This window comes from Thauera chlorobenzoica, assembly GCF_001922305.1.
Lineage (GTDB): Bacteria > Pseudomonadota > Gammaproteobacteria > Burkholderiales > Rhodocyclaceae > Thauera > Thauera chlorobenzoica.
This window is the reverse complement of sequence record NZ_CP018839.1, coordinates 2,480,255-2,499,848: the sequence shown is the minus strand read 5'-3', so window position 1 is coordinate 2,499,848 and position 19,594 is coordinate 2,480,255. Positions and strand designations below refer to the sequence as shown.

Here is a 19,594-nt window from a genome sequence, read left to right as displayed (position 1 = left end):
ATGCCCGGGCTTGATCTTGACAGCACCAGCCAGGGCAAGAATACTGCGCGCCGTTAGTACTTTTGTACTGCCTGTCTAGTCTTTATCGGACAGTACAAAAGCCCCTCTGGGCGATCCCCGCACGGCCCCGCGCCCATGCCGCCGAGGTGGTTCGCCCCCGCCCACGCACCCTGCCCCAAGCCGCAGCTTTCCGGCACCGGCGCAGCCCCGGCCGGCCCCGCGCTTCTTCACCCATCCTTTCCGAGCGAGTTCGATGCCCTGCACACCATCCCTCCTTCGCCTCCACCCGTCACGCCTCCTGTCACTGCTCGCCGCCTTCGCCCTGTCGATCGGCCTGCTCTCACCCTCGCCCGCGGCCCATGCCGCCCCCGAGCCCGCGCCCGCACTCCCCAGCGCAGCCGGCGCATCGGCCACGCTCGAAGGCACCCTCGAAGTGCGGATCGAGGACTACCCCGATCTCACCCACAAGACCCGCCATTACCTGCTCACCCCCGCCGGCGAACGCCGCGAGCTCCGCTACCGCGGTGAGCCGCCCGGACATCTGGTTTCCGGCGCCAAGGTGCGCGCCCGCGGCCGGCTCGCAGACAACCTGCTCGCCCTCGACGACGACAACAGCCTCACCCAGGTGAGCGCCGCACCGAGCTACTCGGTAGGGGTGCAGAACACCTTGGTGCTGCTGGTGAACTTCAGCGACAACACCAGCCAGCCCTACACCGTCAGCGGCGCGCAGACCCTGATGAGCACGATCGACGCCTTCATGCGCGAGAACTCATCGGAACGAGCGACGGTCAGCAGCGCCGTCCGTGGCTGGTACACCCTGCCCCTGTCGAGCGCCACCTGCGATATCCCGAACATCAAGACCCACGCCCGCACCGCCGCCACCGCCGCCGGCGTCGATCTGTCGGCCTACACCCGCTTCGTCTATGTCTTCCCGCGCATTTCGGCGTGCACCTGGGCCGGGCTGGCGATCGTCGGCGGCAGCCCGACCGACACCTGGATCAACGGCGCCTTCGACCAGAAGACCGTCGCCCATGAGCTCGGCCACAACCTCGGCCTCGGCCATGCCCACAGCCTGCACTGCGACCAGTCGCCGATCGGCACCACCTGCAGCGGCTATGAATACGGCGACATCGAAGACACCATGGGCAATAGCCGCGGCCACTTCAGCGCCTTCGGCAAGGAACGCCTGGGCTGGCTCAATGGCACCGACGTACCGCCGATCACCACCGTCGAGGCCAGCGGCAGCTACGTGCTCGAACCCTTCTCCACCACCGGCGCGGGTGGGGCGAAGGCGCTCAAGGTTTTACGCGGCATCGACCCGGCAACCGGCGACCCCACCTACTACTACCTCGAATACCGCCAGCCGCAGGGCTTCGACAGCTTCCTTGCCGGCGTCGGCAACCTGACCACGGGCGTGACCCTGCGTAGCGCCAGCCTCTCGCGCGGCGCCTTCCAGCTCGACATGACCCCCCGCAGCAACACCACCGCCGCCGCCTACGACCTGATGGACGGCGCGCTCGCCGTCGGCAGCCGCTTCACCGACAGCGACGCCGGGGTGACCATCGCCGTGACCTGGGCCGATGCCAGCGGCGCCGGTGTCGATGTGACCTTCGGCAAGGACAGCACGTGCAAGCGCGCCGCTCCCGCCGTGCTGCTCTCCGGACCGACCCAGGCCGTGGCCGCCGGCACCGCGCTCAGCTACACCGTGGCGGTAAGCAACAACGACAGCGCGGCGTGCACCAGCACCAGCTTCAGTCTCGCACGCGCCGTGCCCACGGGCTGGAGCGGCACGCTGGCGGCGAACTCCCTCGTCCTCGCTCCCGGCAGCGCGGCCTCGACCACGCTGACGGTCGCTTCACCGACCAGCGCCAGTGCCGGCACCTACAACGTGAGCGCGACCGCGACCCACGGCGCCAGCACCAGCCTGAGCGGCAGCGCCAGCTCGACCTACACGGTCGAGGCCGGCAGCAGCAGTACCGAACTGAGCGCCACGCTCACCACCGACAAGAGCAGCTATACGCTGGGCGACACGGTGGTATCGACCGCTGCCGTCAGCGCCGGCGGCAGCCCGGTCGCGGGGGCTAGTGTCAGCTTCACGCTGACCAAGGCCGACGGCAAGACGATGACGCAAAGCGTCACCACCGGCAGCGACGGCCGCGCCATCCACAAGTACAAGCTCAAGCGTAACGACCCCGCCGGCAGCTATCAGATGGCAAGCGTCGCCACCAGCAGCGGCAAGTCGCTGAGCAATTCGGCCAGCTTCACCGCAAGCCGCTAGCAACGGCCTGGCAATCATGCGCCGGCCCGGGCGAGAGTCCCCCCTCGCCCGGGCCAGCTTCCTGTGCAGAAACCTGCTCATCCGTTTGCTACATTGCTTCACGCACTCCGTTTGTCATTACGGTTGCGGGCACAGCGGGCAGCTCGCGGTAGCGCTGATCGCGGGGTCACCCACAGGCGGGATCGGTGCTTGGTCGAACACACCGACGCCGGTCACCGTCACCTGGTCGGGGTAGCTGACCAGTGCCGGATCCAGCGGATCGGAGCCGGTCGCAGTCGGCGTGTAGCAGCGATTGAAGGTCACGCTGTCGCCTACCGCCCCTGCCTGCTGGAGGAGGCCGGAATTGCCGTTGGCGGCCTCGAACTCACCGAGCACATCCACCACCTGCCCGTTCGATTCGACATCGACCAGGCTGGTCACGGTCACGTCCTGCTGCGAGGTGTTGGTCACGGTGATATCGACGCACACCTGCGGCACCACGCCACCGACCATCGACACGCTGGTGCAGGCCTTGGCCACGGTCAGGCCGCTTTGCAGGCTCAGCCCGCATTGCTCGGCGCTGGTCGTCGTATGCGTTGCCAGCGGAACATCGAAAGTCGGGCTCGCCGCCGATGCCTTGGCCTTCACGCTGATGGTGTTGGACAACTGGCTGCGGCTCGAATCGCATTCGACGGTCACGCCGAGCGTCGCACCTTCGGCCAGACTGTCGGCCACCTTCACCGCCGTCGTCGTCGCCGTGCTCCCATCCCAGCTCAACAGCGTCGTCGGCCCGACCGGGACGCCACCGATCGCAGTCAGCGAGCACTGGCTGCCGGCCTTGTCGAGCACTGCGTCACTGAACACGGAAGCCGCTTCTTCGATGGTCACGTCGTAGACGGTGCCGACTCCGGTGTTCTCGATCGTCACGTCGAACACGGTATGCACCATGTTGGTGTCGGCGTCGAAGCTCGGGTTGCTCGCGCTCGGCACGCACACCTTGCCGACCTCGACCTCGGGCGCTCCAGGAACGTAGCAGAACGAGACGTGGCTCAAGCCGTAGTACTTGCCATTGCTCGGGTTGGTCGGTGAATGCAGGCCGTCGTCGTGGAAGACCAGGACGCCGTTGCCCGCGTAATCGTAAAGGTTGGCGTTCGGCCCACCCTTGGCGACGATCCCGTACACTTGGCCTCCCGTGATCACCCAGTCGAAGACCGGGCCGAGCGCCGTGCTGCGCACGTCGATGGCAAAGGACGCCGTTCCATGCAGGAAGTTGCCATCGGCCGGGCTGTCGATCTTGAATTCGACCAGCCCGTCAACGCCACTGATCAGTTGCGAGCAGGTCGGATTGCCCGGTATCAGCACGGCCGGCACGTCCGGCCCCACGTCGCCCGCTGCCGCCGAAGCGGCGCCTGGCTGCAGCCCGATGCCCGCGATACCGAATACCGCGAGGCCAAGGGCGATGCCACGAATCCTCTCGTATGAACACATGATGATTCTCCACACCTTGTTTTTGTTACCGCGCGTCATGTCGCAGAACCAGACTGGACAGGGTTCGAAGAAGGGAAACGGGGTCATCCACCAAGCCCGCCGCCCATCGCTACCTGCCGTTGTTGTTTCGTTGGTTCATTGAAATGAAACGGCCGTGTACACAGGTTGCAAAACACGCTGTCTGCTCGGTTTTCCGCAATATCCCACCTCCTTTCTCTTCCGTCATAGGTGCCGTGTACCGCTCAGCCTAGGCGACTCGATCCGTTTTCAATCTGATCCAATCGAGCCTTTTTTTCTGGTCCGTCGCCGCCATCCGCAGCCGGGGCATCCCGTCAACGGACTGCCCGTCACAGCCCGCAAGCGGCCGCATTCCGATGCCGGCGGCAAGCAACCGAAGCCCGCAGCGGGCGTCCCGGTAAGCACGCGCAACCAGCTACAAGCAAGGAAACACGGGGAGTACAGCGGATGACAGGGCGAGCGCGGACAGCTGCCGGACAAACGTCATGCCCGTCCAGGACAAAACGCCCAAGACGCTCCCGGGACAGGGCGCGGCCTACAAGCGCAGCAAGGGCGCGCGGCGCACCGCGGCCGCTGCACCCCTGGTGCCGGAGTTCAGCAAAGGTGGGTATTGAGGCCGTGACTGACGGCGTAGAGGTACAGCTCGATGCGGCCGTTGACGCCCAGCTTGCGATAGATCGCCGCCAGGTGGTTGCGCAAGGTGTGCTCGCTGATGTGGAGTTGGTCGGCGATGACCTTGTTGCGCGCGCCCTTGTTCTCGATCGCGACCGCGATGATCTTGCGTTCGCGATCGGTCAGGCTGGCGATTTTCAAGGCTTCGTCGTCCTGCGGACGGCGACCGCCGGCGAGCGCCTCGATGACCCGCCCGATCACCGCCCGGTTGAGCCAGACTTCGCCCACCGCCACCCGCTCGATCGCGCGCAGCAAGGTATCGGGGCTTTCCTGGGTCTGCACCACCCCGCTCGCCCCGCACATCATCGCGCGCTGGTACAGGTCGGGGTCCTGCCTGCCGGTCAGGATCAGCACCCGCGCGCCGCTTTCGCGCACCAGGTGGCGCACGACTTCGGTGCCATCGGCCTCACCCACGTCCACGTCGAGCACGACCACGTCCGGCGAAGTCGCCAGCACGCGGCCGACGATCTCGTCGCGCTTATCCGCCGAGCCGACCCAGTGCATCAGCGGGGCGGCGCTTTCGATCAGGTGCTCCAGCCCCCACAGGATGATCTTGTGGTCATCGAAGATGAAAACCCGGATCGGGTCACCGATATCGCCAGGATTGCTCAATTCAGCGCCCCCTCGCTACCCGCCGCTCGGCGACCGTCCACCAGCCGCACACAGGGGTCCGCTCCCGGCGCATCCTCCGCTGCCGCGCCGTTCTCCGGCGATGGCGGCAGCTCGCGCCGATAGCGCGCGTATAGATCGAGCACACGCGGCACGTAGCGGCGTGTTTCGGCATAGGGTGGAATGCGGTTGCCGTGGCGCTCGACCGCTGCCTCGCCGGCATTGTATGCAGCCAGCGCGAGGGTCGGATCGTGGTTGAACTTGCGCATCAGGTCCCCCAGGTAGGCGACGCCGCCGCGGATGTTCTGCGCCGGATCATACGGATCATCGACGCAGTAACGGCGTGCGGTCTCCGGCATCAGCTGCATCAGGCCCATCGCCCCCTTGTGCGAACGGGCCCGCGGATCGTAGCCTGACTCGGTGCTGATCACGGCGTGGATCAGCGCCGGCGCCACCCGGTGCGCCTGCCCAGCCTGCGCCACCTGCTGCTGAAAGCGCCGGACCGGCGCGCGCGCGTGGCGTCCGGCGCGCCGCTCGGCGGCGGCTTCGGGTACCCGCAGGATCAGGCGGTAGCGCCGGTCCTGCGGGACATTGCTGACATGCATCACTCCTTTTTCATCGGTGAAGGCGTAGATATCAGCGGCAGCCGTAGCGGACAGTAACAGCCCCCCGCGAGCCAGGCGGCGAGTGCGGGCCAGCCGGCGCAGGTCCGCCGCCCGTCGTCCCGCGCCTGCCCCGCACTCGCACGGCGGTTCATCGCCGTTTCCGGCGAGGGGGCCGCGAACAGGCCATCGCACTCCCGCTTACCGAACCGATCGCGGTACATGGCTCCCATCCCGCACCCCCAAGCTCTTGTTTTAAAGCTTTGCTTTTGAACAGTAGCACGCGAAGGAAGGCGCAGCCAGGCAAGGCCGCTGCAGACTTTTCCCCGGAAGGAAACGCCGCCGCCTCGCAATCACGGATGCATGGGGATCGGGAAGGTCAGCGGAACGGTGGGCGCAAGGCGCCGCGCCGCCTCAGCTACAGCCTGCCTGCGCATCGAAGAAGCGATACGCGTTCTTGCCCGTCCGCTTCGCCAGGTACATGGCCAGATCCGCTCGGTGCATGAGCTGCCCTGCATCGAAGCCGGGCTCCGCGTTCTGCCCCGGGAAAAGGGCGACGCCGATACTCGCCGAAACGCTCAGACCGAGGTCGCCGACCGCAACCGGTTCGGCGGCGGCCCGGAGCAGGCGCTCGAACACCGGCTCGCAGTCGGCGGCGGACTCCAGATCGACGAGCAGCGCGGCGAACTCGTCTCCCCCGAGCCGGGCCAGGGTATCGCCTTCGCGCAGCACCTTCCTCATCCTGCGCGCAATCATCACCAGAAGCTGGTCCCCGGCGTTGTGGCCGTGGGTGTCATTGACCGCCTTGAACCCGTCCAGATCGATATACGCGACCGCCAGTTGCCGCCCCCGGCGACCGCACTGTGCAAGCGCCTGCTGCAGCCGATCGGTAAACAGCGCCCGGTTGGGCAGATTGGTCAGCGCATCGTGATAGGCAATGTGTTCGAGCTGTTTTTGCTGGTTCTTCAACGGCGTGATGTCGCTCAGCAGCGCCACGTAGTTCTGCGTCCGCCCGCGCAAGCCGCGCACCGCACTGACATTGAGCATCACTGCATACTCCTCGCCGTCTTTGCGCCGGCTCCACAGCTCGCCCTGCCAATGTCCATGGGCACGGATCGCCCGTCGCATTCCGGCGAAGTATTCCCGTGGATGCAGTTCGGATTCGAAGATCTCCAGGGTCTTGCCTTGCACCTCGTCGCGCGAGAAGCCGGTCACGGTGGTGAACGCATCATTGACTTCGACCACCCGGCCGTCCGCGCCGGTGACGACGATGCCTTCGCTGGCCTGGCCGAGCACGCTCGCGGCAAGCCGCAGGCGGGCATCGGCGTCGCGCTGCGCGGTCACGTCGGTGTGGGTGATCACTGCCCCATAGCGGGGATGATCGAGCGGCGTGGCGCTGACCCGCAACCAGAGACTGCCCCGCGGGCCGCGCACTTCCATGCTGCGATGATGGAGCGGGCGCTGTTCGGCGAGGGCACGCAGGCCCACGTAGTGGCGCGGCGCCATGGGCTCGCCGTCCGGCCTGAATGCGTTCCAGCCTTGTCCGGTAATCGAGCGGGCGAGTGCCTGGGAGCGGGCGACGCCGAGCATTCCTGTCGCTGCCGAGTTGCACTCGACCACGCGCGCGTCGCGGTCGATCAGCACGATGCCGATCGGCATCAACTCGAAAATCGTGTGCAGCCGCTCCCGTTCACCGGCGAGCAGCGCCTCCGCTTCCTTGCGCACGGTGATGTCCTGGCGCGTTCCCGACATCCGCCGCGCCCTCCCATCGGGGGTCCATTCGACCACCCTGCCCCAGTCGAGCACCCAGACCCAGTGCCCGTTCTTGTGCCGGGAGCGGAGCTCGCACTCGTAGGTCTCGCTTTCATGGCGGAAACAGTGCAGCACCATCCGGTCGAACCGTTTCATGTCGTCCGGATGGGAAAGGGCACGCACCGTGGCCGCGGTCTTGGGCGAAATTTCGTCGAGCGTGTAGCCGAGGATTTCCGCCCAGCGCGCGTTGAATACCGTTTCCCCGGTCTCGATGTTCCACTCCCAGGTCCCGGCATTGGTCCCCCAGATCACCTCTTCGAGGCGCCGGTTCTGCTCGCGCAGCCTGCGCTCGCTGCGCACGGCGCGAACGATCATGCCGGTCAGCGCCAGCAGCAGCAGGAGAGTAAGCACCCAAAGAAATTTCATCTCGCTTCCAGGGAGGAACATGCCGACAGAAGATACGCAGCATTCGAGCCGGCCGACAAATCCCGCCCGGCTCCGCCCCGCCACGCCACGCCGCAGCCCCTGCCGGCCTCGCCGCATCCAGCGACTCGCGGCACATCACCACTGGCCGGATATTATCCGCGCGCGGACCGCAACGCCGGCCTTAATCGGGAACATCGTGATTCAGGTCACGGCGCCACGCTGCACACCCGGCCCGATCCCCGCCCCCTTGGTGCCGCAGCCGGTGCCGTTTCCAGAAACACGAACGCCCCTGCCGGCAACCCGGACAGGGGCGTTCATGTTTCTACCACGGGATCGGCCGGAACCGATCCGGATCCTGCACCGATCAGACTTCGACGGTTTCGGCCACGCTCCTGAACGCTTCGATCTGGTCGAGGTTTGCCGCGCATTTCGATCAAGACGCCAGTAGCAGGTTTGGGTTGGAATGGATGGCAGGGTTTGCGCTCGAACGTGTAGAAAATATCGTCATTTTTCGACACGAAACGATATTATGTCGAATCCGTCGACACGTCCAATCAACGTGTAGATGAATTAGTCTGCTTTCGACACATGACCTTCGACCCGCGCAAACCATACAACGACCTTCCTGCTCTTCCCCCTCAGGCGGAAGTCGAGTCGCGGGCCATCCTGAAGGCTTGCATCGAGGCGCGTGCAGCCGTCGCCGAACTCAAGCAGGCCGGTGAGCTTATCCCCAACCAAGCCGTGCTGATCAACAGCATTCCCTTGCTGGAAGCCCAGGCAAGCTCGGAAATCGAGAACATCGTCACCACGGCGGATCGCCTTTTCCAGTTCGCCGATAACCGCGAATCCTTGGCCGACCCGGCGACGAAGGAGGCGCTCCGTTATCGGACGGCGCTGCGCGAGGGGTTTGAATCCCTGCGTCGTCATCCGCTCACGACCCGTACCGCAGTCGACATCTGCCGCACCATCAAGGGCATCGACATCAACATCCGCAAGACACCCGGCACGGCGCTGATGAACGACCGCAGCGGCGAGGTGATCTACACTCCGCCCGAAGGAGAGGCACGCATCCGCGACAAGCTCTCCAACTGGGAGCGCTTCCTGCACGAGGCCGAGCACATCGACCCGCTGGTACGCATGGCTATCGGCCACTACCAATTCGAGGCCATCCACCCCTTCGTCGACGGCAACGGCCGAACCGGTCGAGTGCTCAACCTGCTGTACCTGGTCGAGCAGGGCTTGCTCGACATCCCGGTGCTCTACCTCTCCAAGGCCATCATCGAAGCCAAGCAGGACTACTACCGGCTCCTGCTGAACGTCAGCCGGGATGCCGCTTGGGAGCCCTGGATACTGTTCATGCTCAGCGCGGTTCGCAGTACCGCACACTGGACAACATCCCGCATCAAGGCAATCAGGGCGCTCATCGATGAAACCGCAGAGCGGATGAAGCGGGACGCGCCCGGCATCTACTCCCGCGAACTGACCGAACTGATCTTCGTACAGCCCTACTGCCGCATCGCCAACGTCGTCGACGCCGGCATAGCCCAACGCCAGACGGCATCGGTCTATCTGAAGCAACTCGTCGACATCGGTCTCCTTCGCGAAATGAAGGCCGGACGGGAGAAGCTTTTCATCAACCCGCACCTGATTCAAGCGCTTCAGAGCTTCGACCCGGAAGACGCCTGAAAATGACATTCGAGTATCCAAGAACAGAAAGCCCCATCAGCAACGACGGGGCTTTCAGGGCTGCTAACTAGCGGAATTTCTTAGACACCAAGCAGGCATCAAACCTCAACTTTCTCAGCAATATCAACGAATTCCGCGATTTCGTTGAAGTTCATGTAGCGGTAGATGTCGCCCGCCTTCTGGTTGACCACCTCGACCTGCGCCATGTACTCGGCCACGCTCGGAATCTTGCCCATCAGCGCGCACACCGCGGCGAGCTCGGCCGAGCCCAGATAGACGCGGGTGTCGATGCCGAGGCGGTTGGGGAAGTTGCGCGTCGAGGTCGACATCGCGGTGCTGCCCTTGCGGATCTGCGCCTGGTTGCCCATGCACAGCGAGCAGCCCGGCATCTCCATGCGCGCGCCGGACTTGCCGAGCACACCGTAGTAGCCTTCCTCGTTGAGGATCATGGCGTCCATCTTGGTCGGCGGGGCGATCCACAGCCGGGTCGGGATGTCGGACTTGCCGTCCAGCACCTTGCCCGCGGCGCGGAAGTGGCCGATGTTGGTCATGCACGAGCCGATGAAGACTTCGTCGATCTTGTCGCCGGCGACCTCGGACAGCAGCTTCACGTCGTCCGGGTCGTTCGGGCAGGCGACGATCGGCTCGGTGACGTCGGCCAGATCGATCTCGATCACCGCGGCGTATTCGGCGTCGGCGTCGGCCTTGAGCAGCTCGGGCTTGGCGATCCACGCTTCCATGGCCTTGATGCGGCGGCCCAGGGTGCGCGCGTCCTGGTAGCCGTTGGCGATCATCCACTTCATCAGGGTGATGTTCGAGCGCATGTACTCGATGATCGGCGCCTTATCCAGGTGCACCGAGCAGGCGGCGGCCGAACGTTCGGCGGCGGCGTCGGACAGTTCGAACGCCTGTTCCACCTTCAGGTCGGGCAGGCCTTCGATCTCGAGCACGCGGCCGGAGAAGATGTTCTTCTTGCCCTTCTTCTCGACCGTGAGCAGGCCCTGCTTGATCGCGTAGTAGGGGATCGCGTTGACCAGGTCACGGAGCGTCACACCCGGCTGCAGCTTGCCCTTGAAGCGCACCAGCACCGATTCGGGCATGTCCAGCGGCATCACCCCGGTGGCGGCGGCGAACGCCACCAGGCCGGAGCCGGCCGGGAACGAGATCCCGATCGGGAAGCGGGTGTGGCTGTCGCCGCCGGTGCCGACGGTGTCGGGCAGCAGCAGGCGGTTGAGCCAGGAGTGGATCACGCCGTCGCCCGGGCGCAGGGCGACGCCGCCGCGGGTGCTGATGAAGCTCGGCAGCTCGCGGTGCATCTTGACGTCGACCAGCTTCGGGTAGGCGGCGGTGTGGCAGAAGGACTGCATCACCAAGTCGGCGGAGAAGCCGAGGCAGGCGAGGTCCTTCAGCTCGTCGCGGGTCATCGGGCCGGTGGTGTCCTGGCTGCCGACGGTGGTCATCTTCGGTTCGCAGTAGGTGCCCGGACGGATGCCCTGGCCTTCGGCCAGGCCGCAGGCGCGGCCGACCATCTTCTGCGCCAGCGAGAAGCCGCGGCCGCTGTCGGCCGGGTTCTGCGGCAGGCGGAACAGGGTGGAGGGCGGCAGGCCCAGCGCCTCGCGCGCCTTGGTGGTGAGGCCGCGGCCGATGATCAGCGGAATGCGGCCGCCGGCGCGCACTTCGTCGAGGATCACCAGGGTCTTGAGCTGGCTTTCGGCAATCACGGTGCCATTCTTGGTCGCGGTGACCTTGCCGCTGGCGTGGTCGACCTTGAGCTCGATCTCGTCGCCCATGTCCATCTGGCCGGCGTCGATCTCGATCGGCAGCGCGCCGGCGTCTTCCATGGTGTTGAAGAAGATCGGCGCGATCTTGGAGCCCAGGCACACGCCGCCGAAGCGCTTGTTCGGCACGAAGGGGATGTCTTCGCCGGTGAACCACAGCACCGAGTTGGTGGCGGACTTGCGCGAGGAACCGGTACCGACCACGTCACCGACGTAGGCCACCAGGTTGCCCTTGGCGCGCAGCTCTTCGAGGAACTTGACCGGACCGCGCACGCCGGCTTCTTCCGGGGTGATCCCGGGGCGCGGGTTCTTCAGCATCGCCAGCGCGTGCAGCGGGATGTCGGGGCGCGACCAGGCGTCGGGCGCCGGCGACAGGTCGTCGGTGTTGGTCTCGCCGGTGACCTTGAACACGGTCAGCTTCTGCGCAGCGGGCACTTCCGGGCGGCTGGTGAACCACTCGGCGTCGGCCCACGACTGCAGCACGGCGCGGGCGTTGGCGTTGCCGGCCTCGGAGAGCTCCTTGACGTCGTGGAAGTAGTCGAACATCAGCAGGGTCTTCTTCAGGCCCTCGGCGGCGATAGCGCCGACTTCACCGTCGGCGAGCAGGTCGATCAGCGGCTTGATGTTGAAACCGCCGAGCATGGTGCCGAGCAGTTCGGTGGCCTTCGCGCGCGACACCAGGGCACAGGTTTCCTCGCCCTTGGCGACCTTGGCGAGGAACTCGGCCTTGACCTTGGCGGCGTCATCCACGCCGGCCGGCACGCGATAGGTCAGCAGCTCGACGAGGAAGGCTTCCTCGCCGGCGGGGGGATTCTTCAGCAGTTCGACCAGCTCGGTGGCCTGCTGCTTGGACAGCGGCAGCGGCGGGATGCCGAGGGCGGCACGTTCGGCGACATGGGCGCGGTAAGCTTCAAGCACGGCGACTTCCTCACTTTTTCGTGGCGGTGATCAGGACTCCGGGCGGGGGTCGCCCGCGCGGACCGGGCGGATTATATGTCTTTTATAAGACTTGAGGTGCAGTGCACCACCCAGACATCGAATCCGCCTTTCAAACCCGCGGCATTCTACTCCCGGTGTCGCACGCGTGCAGCCTGCGCGTGGCGGGAACGGGAACATCGGCCAGAAGCGCCAGTCGCACATGAGTTGGGCACCACCGGCATCGCATCCGTCCGCCGCCGCCGGGCGCCGGACAAGGAGGAGCATCATGTCCGAATCGTCCTTTCCCCCGCTGCAGACCTTCACCACACCCGCGGGCACGCGCGGCCACTTCCATTCCCTGCCGGCGCTGGAGGCGGCCGGCATCGGTCCGGTATCGCGCCTGCCGGTGTCGATCCGCATCGTCCTCGAAGCCCTGCTGCGCCACTGCGACGGCGGCAAGGTCAGCGCCGCCCATGTCCGCGAGCTCGCCAACTGGCGCCCGGACGCACCGCGCACGGCCGAGATTCCCTTCGTCGTCGCCCGCGTCGTGCTGCAGGACTTCACCGGCGTGCCACTGCTCGCCGACCTCGCGGCGATGCGCGACGTCGCCCTCCAGCAGGGGCGCGAGCCGAAGCGGATCGAGCCGCGGGTGCCGGTGGACCTCGTCGTGGACCACTCGGTCCAGGTCGACCACTACGGCACACCCGATGCCTTGCGCCGCAACATGGAACTCGAGTTCGCGCGCAACCGCGAGCGCTACCAGTTCATGAAGTGGGGCATGCAGGCTTTCGACACCTTCCGCGTGGTGCCGCCGGGCATCGGCATCGTCCATCAGGTCAATCTGGAATACCTGTTCCGCGGCGTGCGCCGCGAGGGCGAGGTGTATTTCCCCGACACCCTGGTCGGCACCGACTCGCACACGACGATGATCAACGGCGTCGGCGTCGTCGGCTGGGGCGTGGGCGGCATCGAGGCCGAGGCGGCGATGCTCGGCCAGCCGGTCTATTTCCTCACCCCCGACGTGGTCGGCGTGGAGCTGCAAGGCGCCCTGCCCGCCGGCGCCACCGCCACCGACCTGGTGCTCACGGTGACCGAGATGCTGCGGCGTGAGAAGGTGGTGGGCCAGTTCGTCGAGTTCTTCGGCGAGGGCGCGGCCAGCCTGCCGGTGCCCGACCGCGCCACGCTCGCCAACATGGCCCCCGAGTACGGCGCGACGATGGGTTTCTTCCCGGTCGACGCGAAGACGATCGACTACCTGCGCGCGACCGGGCGCAGCGCGGACGAATGCGCGCTGCTCGAAGCCTACTTCCGCGCCCAGCAGCTGTTCGGCATGCCGCGCGCGGGCGACATCGCCTACAGCCGCACACTGACGCTCGACCTCGCCACGGTCGAGCCTTCGCTCGCCGGCCCGAAGCGGCCGCAGGACCGCATCGCGCTGCCGGCAATGCGCCACGAGTTCGAGCGCCTGTTCTCCACCCCGGTCGCCGACAACGGCTTCGGCCGCGAGGAAGGCCAGCTCGTTGACCGCTTCGCCAGCGGGCGCGACGACATCGAGCTCGGCCACGGTGACGTGCTGATCGCCGCCATCACCTCGTGCACCAACACCAGCAACCCGGCGGTGCTGATCGCCGCCGGCCTCCTCGCGCAGAAGGCGGTGGCGCGCGGGATGACGGTGCAGCCGCACATCAAGACTTCGCTCGCCCCCGGTTCGCGCGTGGTCACCGACTACCTGGCCCGCGCCGGCCTGCTCGAGCCGCTGGCGCAGCTCGGCTTCGCGCTGGCCGGCTACGGGTGCACGACCTGCATCGGCAATTCCGGCGACCTCGCTGCCGAGTTCAACGAGACGATCATCGAGCACGACCTCGTCGTCGCCGCCGTGCTGTCGGGCAACCGCAACTTCGAGGCCCGCATCCACCCCAACATCCGCGCCAACTACCTCGCTTCGCCGCCGCTGGTGGTCGCCTTCGCCCTCGCCGGCACGGTGGACATTGACCTCACCCGCGAGCCGCTGGGCACCGGCAGCGACGGTGAAGCGGTGTTCCTGCGCGAGCTCTGGCCCAGCGCCGACGAGGTCGCGGCCTTGCTACCGGTGGCGCTCGACCCGGCGAGCTACCAACGCCTGTACGCCGACTTCACCCGCGACCACGACCTGTGGAACGCGATCGCCGCCCCCATCGGCCAGGTCTACGACTGGCCCGAGTCGACCTACATCGCGCGCCCGCCCTTCTTCGACGATTTCCCGCCTCAGCCCGGCCCCATCGGCGACATCCGCGGCGCACGCGCCCTGCTGCTGCTCGGCGACTCGGTCACCACCGACCATATCTCGCCCGCCGGTTCCTTCCGCGAGACCAGCCCCGCCGGCCACTGGCTGCTCGAGCGCGGTGTCGCCCGCGCCGAGTTCAACTCCTACGGCTCGCGCCGCGGCCACCACGAGGTGATGGTGCGCGGGACCTTCGCCAACGTGCGCCTCCGCAACCTGATGCTGCCGCCCAACCCCGACGGCAGCCGCGTCGAAGGCGGCTACACCTTGTTCGACGGCGAACAGGCCACGGTGTACGAGGCGGCGATGGCGCACCGCACGCGCGGCACGCCGACGGTGGTGTTCGCCGGCGAGGAGTACGGCACCGGCTCGTCGCGCGACTGGGCGGCGAAGGGCACGGCGCTGCTCGGGGTGAAGGCGGTGATCGCCCGGAGCTTCGAGCGCATCCACCGCTCCAACCTCGTCGGCATGGGTGTGCTGCCGCTGCAGTTCGAGGCCGGCGACAGCTGGCCGGACCTGGGTCTGAGCGGCGCGGAAACCTTCGACATCACCGGCATCGGCGCCGGCCTGAAGCCGCAGCAGGCGCTGACGCTGACGATCCGCGACGCCGCTGGGGGCACGCGCGAACTTGCACTGCGGTGCCGCATCGACACCCCGATCGAGGTCGAGTACTACCGCCACGGCGGCATCCTGCCCTACGTGCTGCGCGCCATCCTCGCCGCCTGAAGCGGGCTCAGCGCGGCGCGGCCGGATTGCGGAAGCGGATCCGCTCGGGCGAGGTCGCGCCGCCGGTCATGACGAAGCTCATCGCCTCGTCCATCGTCCAGTCGGTCGACACCAGCTGCGCCACCGGCACGATCTCGATGTAGCCTGAAGTGGGGTTGGGCGAAGTCGGCACGTAGACCGCCGCCAGCTCCTCCCCGCTCGCTTCGTCGCGGATCACCCGGGTGACGAAACCCACCGCCTTCATCTCGGAGGACGGGAAGTTGATCAGCACCACGCGCTGCACGCCCGCCGGTTTTTCCTTGACTGCGGCGAGAAAGCGCTTGGTCCCGCCGTAGATCGCCGCCACCACCGGGATACTCTCGACCAGGCGCTCGAGCCAGTGGATGATGCGCTGGCCGATCACCAGCGAGGCGAGCCAGCCCAGCAGGTAGAACACGACCAGGGTGAAGATCACTCCGAGCACCGACTGGAACTGGGGCAGGAGGATGAAGTCGGCGACGCCCGGGTAATTGCCCCGCAGCGCGCGCGAGAGGGTGCTCACCCAGGGCGTGCCGAGCTTCGACAGCTGGGTGAAGATGAAATCGAACACCAGCCAGGTCACCCACAGCGGCGCCGCCGTCAGCAGGCCGATCAGCAGATAGCGCCGGGTGTGGCGGATGCGGTCATGCGCGTGGGCGTCCATGGCGAATCCCCGATGATGCCCGAAGGCAACAGGCCTGCAGCATACCGCAAGCCCCCGCAGCACACCGACCGGCGCCCGCCTCGCGACCGCCCTGCATCCCGGGGCCTCGCCGAAGCCCATGCTTTCGCGCTAAAGTCGGCCCGCGAGCCCCTTCCCTCCGCCCCCCCCCCACTACCCGCCCGGCGCACGTCCATGAACCTCGAAAAAGTCATCTTCGGTTTCTTCATCGTCCTCGCCGCCACGCTGAACTTCGGCTTCTTCGTCGGCGACATCGACAACCCTGCGCACCACGACATCTACGAGCTGTTCGCCGCCCTCGTCGTCAGCCTGATCGCCACCGTGCTCAAACTGGGCGACCGCACCCAGATCGGTGCCGTGCATCTGTCGACCAGCCTCGCCGCCGACCTGCAGTTGCTCGCGGCGGCGATGGTCTGGGGCTACGCCGCCCACGTTTCGGCCGCCGGCCTCACCCCCGAGATGACCTCCCGCGTGGTCTCGCTGTCGGGCGGCGCGCTGTTCGCCAACATGGTCTCGGTCATCATCCTGATCGCCGAGACCATCATGCAGCGGCGCTGAGAGCAGCGCGCCGATGGCCATGCAGCGCCCCCTCCCCCGCCACCACAGCATCTTCTTCCTGATCCTGCGGCGGCTGCGCGCGCCGCTGGTCCTGCTCATCGGCATCATCGCGGTGTCGGTGCTGGGGCTGACCCTGACGCCGGGCGTGGACGAGGCGGGCGAACCCCATTCCCTGAGCTTCTTCCACGCCTTCTACTTCATCAGCTACACCGCGACCACGATCGGCTTCGGCGAAATTCCCCACACCTTTTCCGACCAGCAGCGGCTGTGGGTGACGATCTGCATCTATCTGTCGGTGATCGGCTGGGCCTACACCCTGGGGTCGGTCTTCCGCCTGCTCTCCGACCGCAGCCTGCGCCAGGCGGTCGCGACCCAGGGCTTCGTGCGCGCAGTGCGCCGGCTGCGCGAGCCCTTCTACCTGGTGTGCGGCTACGGTGAGACTGGCCGCCTGATCTGCCAGGCGCTCGAGCGCATGGGCGTGCGCGCGGTAGTGATCGAGCTCGACGACGACAAGGTCGGCGAAATCGACCTCCACAGCTACACGCTCGACGTGCCCGCGCTGTGCGCCGATGCCGGCAACCCCGAAACGCTCGAATTCGCCGGCCTCACCCACCCCCACTGCATCGGCGTGATCGCCCTCACCGACGACGACCAGGCCAACCTCGCAATCGCCATCGCCGCGCGCCTGCTCGCCCCGCGGCTGCCCGCGCTGTGCCGCGCCGAACACCGGGAAACATCGGCCAACATGGCGTCGTTCGGCACCCGCCACATCATCGACCCCTTCGAGCGCTTCAGCGAAACCCTGGCGCTCGCGCTCCATGCCCCGAAAGCCTCCCAGCTGCTGGGCTGGCTCACCGGACTGCCCGGCACCCGTGTCGAGCGCCGGCGCGATCCGCCGCGCGGGCACTGGATCGTCTGCGGCCACGGGCGCTTCGGACGCTGGATGGTGGACGCGATGGACGCCGAAGCGGTGCCGGTGACGATCATCGATCTCGACGCCCGGCCCGACGGCGCGCATCGCTGGGTACAGGGCGACAGCACCGGCGCCGAGTCGCTGCGCCAGGCCGGCATCGACCAGGCCACCGGCATCGTCTGCGCCACCAGCTCGGACGTCGACAACCTGTCGATCGCGGTCACCGCACGCGCGCTGAACCCCGAGCTGTTCGTGATCCTGCGCCAGAACCACGAAGCCAACCACGCCTTGTTCAAAGCCTTCGACGCCGACATCACCGTGGTCCCGAGCCGCATCATCACCCACGAATGCCTGGCGATCCTGAGCACCCCGCTGCTCGTTCCCTTCCTGCAGGAGGTACGCACGCGCGACGAAGACTGGTGCGACGCCCGGCTCGAGCACCTGACCGCGCGCCTGGGGTGGACGGTGCCCGAGATCCGCAGCGAACGCATCAACCTGAAGCGCGCGCCGGCGCTGTACCGCCGCCTGATGCAGGGCGAGGGGATCACACTCGAAATGCTGCTGCGCTCGCCGTCCGAACGCAGCGCCGCACTCGAATGCGAAGTCCTGTTCCTCGATCGCGACGACGACGATCACCTGCTGACGCCGGAAGGCAGCACCCCGATCCGCCCCGGCGACGAACTGCTGCTCGCCGGCACCCGGCGCGCGCTGAACGACTTCGGACTCGTCATCGCCAACGAGCACACGCTCAACTACCTCCTTACCGGCAAAGACCTGCCCGGCGGCTGGATCTGGGAGAAGCTGTCGCACCGCGCCCGCCCCGCGGGGCCGCCGAAGCTGCCCTGAAACGGCCCCGGGCCGGGCGCCTTCCTCCACATTCCCCGGCATCCACACCCCGACCTTCGCCCCCCGACCTTCGCCCCCCGACCTTCGCCCCCCTTCCGCGCGCGCTACACCTCTTCCCGCCCCGCTTCGACCAGCTCGATGTCCTCGCCGCCAAAGCGCACGCGCTGGCCGGCACGCAGCTTGGCACGCTTGCGCGTCTCGACCTTGCCGTCGACCCGGACCCGGCCTTCTGCCACCGCTACATGGGCGGCACCGCCCGAATCCACCAGGCCCGCAGCCTTCAACAACTGGTCGAGCTGAATGTGTTCGCCACGTACGGCAAAGCGGATGCTCATCGGTATTTCTCCTGCGCCCTTGCGCCACACGGGCACGGCGCTCATGTCAAAATGCGGCCATTGTCCCTTGCCAGCCCTTCGCATGACCAGCGACGCCCCAACTGCCGGCGCCCCACTGGCGCCTCCCGTTCCCGCCCCGGAGCAGGCCTGCGACCTCCCGGCCGACTTTCTCGAGCGCACCGATCGCACGATCGCCCGCGCCCTCGAAAGCGGCGCGCTGCAGCCGATCCGCACCGAGCAGGCGCCGATCGAGTGCGACGACCTGCCACACTTCTCGGTGCGCTGGGTCTCCTCCCTGGCCCTGAAGGACCGCGCCCGGGTCGACACCGTGACCCGCCGGACGCCCGATTTCAACCCTTTTCTTCCCCCCGAAGCGGCGCTCACCGTCGCCGCGCTCGGCCCCGAGCACCTGGTCGTGCTGAACAAGTTCCCGGTCATCGAACGCCATCTGCTGATCGTCACCCGCCGCTTCGAAGACCAGAGCACACCACTGAGCGACGCCGACTTCCGCGCCCTCGCCGCCCTGATCGCCGCCGCGGGCGGACTGGGCTTCTACAACGGCGGGCGCATCGCCGGCGCCAGTCAGGCCCACAAGCACCTGCAATGGATTCCCCCCGGCACCGCCGACCTGGCGGCCTTCGCCCCGCAGGGCGCGGCGCGCCACGGCACGGCGACACGCAATCCGGCCCTGCCCTGGAGCCACGCTTTCGTCGCCCTCGCCGGCCTGGCGGGGAACAGCGGCGGTCAGATCCTGCAGGCCGCCTTCGCCGCCGCCTGCGAAGCGCTGTCGATGCCGGCGCAAGCGGACCCGATGCCGGCCTACAACCTGCTCGTCAGCCCGCAGTGGCTGCTCGTGGTGCCGCGCACCCAGGAAAAATGGGGAAACATCTCGGTGAATTCGCTCGGCTATGCCGGTTCGCTGTTCGTGCGCGACATCGAGCAGATCGAGACCTTGCGCACGGCCGGACCGCTCGCCGTGCTCGCCGCCGTCGGCCGTCCCCGTCCGGAAAGAAGCTGAAGGGCAGGCTGAGGAGCAGGCCGGGAAACGGG

At 67.2% G+C, this 19,594-nt stretch carries 13 protein-coding genes; 6 read left to right on the top strand and 7 right to left on the bottom strand.

Annotated features, from left to right (window positions below; genetic code table 11):
* Window positions 1–253: 253 nt before the first annotated feature.
* Window positions 254–2,278 carry an NEW3 domain-containing protein gene (locus tag Tchl_RS11530; protein ID WP_075148547.1) on the top strand — a complete coding sequence of 675 codons (2,025 nt, stop codon included), beginning with the start codon at window positions 254–256 and terminating at the stop codon, window positions 2,276–2,278.
* A 117-nt stretch (window positions 2,279–2,395) separates the two neighbouring features.
* Here Tchl_RS11530 and Tchl_RS11525 read toward each other — a convergent pair whose 3' ends face one another.
* The 4 genes from Tchl_RS11525 to Tchl_RS11510 all read right to left on the bottom strand — a co-directional run bounded on the left by Tchl_RS11525 (window position 2,396) and on the right by Tchl_RS11510 (window position 7,824).
* The gene (locus tag Tchl_RS11525; protein ID WP_075148546.1) at window positions 2,396–3,745 is read right to left on the bottom strand and encodes a hypothetical protein; all 1,350 of its coding nucleotides are present in this window, start codon (window positions 3,743–3,745) and stop codon (window positions 2,396–2,398) included.
* 612 nt (window positions 3,746–4,357) lie between these two features.
* Entirely contained in the window at window positions 4,358–5,047 is a 690-nt protein-coding gene (locus Tchl_RS11520; RefSeq protein WP_083945221.1) for a response regulator, read from the bottom strand.
* The gene (locus Tchl_RS11515) at window positions 5,044–5,841 is read right to left on the bottom strand and encodes a lytic transglycosylase domain-containing protein (protein WP_075148545.1); all 798 of its coding nucleotides are present in this window, start codon (window positions 5,839–5,841) and stop codon (window positions 5,044–5,046) included. The genes Tchl_RS11520 and Tchl_RS11515 overlap by 4 nt, the downstream gene beginning before the upstream one ends.
* 219 nt (window positions 5,842–6,060) lie before the next feature.
* Window positions 6,061–7,824: a sensor domain-containing protein gene (locus Tchl_RS11510; RefSeq protein ID WP_075148544.1), complete on the bottom strand. Its 1,764-nt coding sequence runs from the start codon at window positions 7,822–7,824 to the stop codon at window positions 6,061–6,063.
* Between the two features lie 588 nt (window positions 7,825–8,412).
* On the opposite strand from Tchl_RS11510, the gene fic reads away from it, so the two are divergent.
* Window positions 8,413–9,510 (top strand): protein adenylyltransferase Fic, encoded by a 1,098-nt coding sequence (gene fic, locus Tchl_RS11505; RefSeq protein WP_075148543.1) that lies wholly within the window; start codon window positions 8,413–8,415, stop codon window positions 9,508–9,510.
* A gap of 98 nt (window positions 9,511–9,608) precedes the next feature.
* On the opposite strand, the gene acnB is transcribed toward fic, so the two are convergent.
* A complete protein-coding gene (acnB, locus tag Tchl_RS11500) occupies window positions 9,609–12,206 on the bottom strand; it encodes a bifunctional aconitate hydratase 2/2-methylisocitrate dehydratase (RefSeq protein ID WP_075148542.1) in 2,598 nt (865 codons plus the stop codon).
* Window positions 12,207–12,492: 286 nt separating this feature from the next.
* On the opposite strand from acnB, the gene acnA reads away from it, so the two are divergent.
* Window positions 12,493–15,192, top strand: a complete 2,700-nt coding sequence (acnA, locus tag Tchl_RS11495; protein WP_075148541.1) for an aconitate hydratase AcnA — start codon at window positions 12,493–12,495, stop codon at window positions 15,190–15,192.
* Window positions 15,193–15,199: 7 nt separating this feature from the next.
* On the opposite strand, the gene Tchl_RS11490 is transcribed toward acnA, so the two are convergent.
* Entirely contained in the window at window positions 15,200–15,874 is a 675-nt protein-coding gene (locus Tchl_RS11490) for a DUF502 domain-containing protein (protein ID WP_075148540.1), read from the bottom strand.
* Between the two features lie 192 nt (window positions 15,875–16,066).
* Between Tchl_RS11490 and Tchl_RS11485 the strand changes: the two genes are divergently transcribed.
* Both Tchl_RS11485 and Tchl_RS11480 read left to right on the top strand, forming a co-directional pair.
* Entirely contained in the window at window positions 16,067–16,450 is a 384-nt protein-coding gene (locus Tchl_RS11485) for a DUF6394 family protein (RefSeq protein ID WP_075148539.1), read from the top strand.
* A gap of 19 nt (window positions 16,451–16,469) precedes the next feature.
* Entirely contained in the window at window positions 16,470–18,209 is a 1,740-nt protein-coding gene (locus Tchl_RS11480) for an NAD-binding protein (protein WP_075149699.1), read from the top strand.
* Between the two features lie 104 nt (window positions 18,210–18,313).
* On the opposite strand, the gene Tchl_RS11475 is transcribed toward Tchl_RS11480, so the two are convergent.
* The gene (locus tag Tchl_RS11475; protein WP_075148538.1) at window positions 18,314–18,544 is read right to left on the bottom strand and encodes an RNA-binding S4 domain-containing protein; all 231 of its coding nucleotides are present in this window, start codon (window positions 18,542–18,544) and stop codon (window positions 18,314–18,316) included.
* Between the two features lie 82 nt (window positions 18,545–18,626).
* Between Tchl_RS11475 and Tchl_RS11470 the strand changes: the two genes are divergently transcribed.
* Window positions 18,627–19,562: an ATP adenylyltransferase family protein gene (locus tag Tchl_RS11470; protein WP_103893743.1), complete on the top strand. Its 936-nt coding sequence runs from the start codon at window positions 18,627–18,629 to the stop codon at window positions 19,560–19,562.
* The last annotated feature ends 32 nt before the right edge of the window (window positions 19,563–19,594 follow it).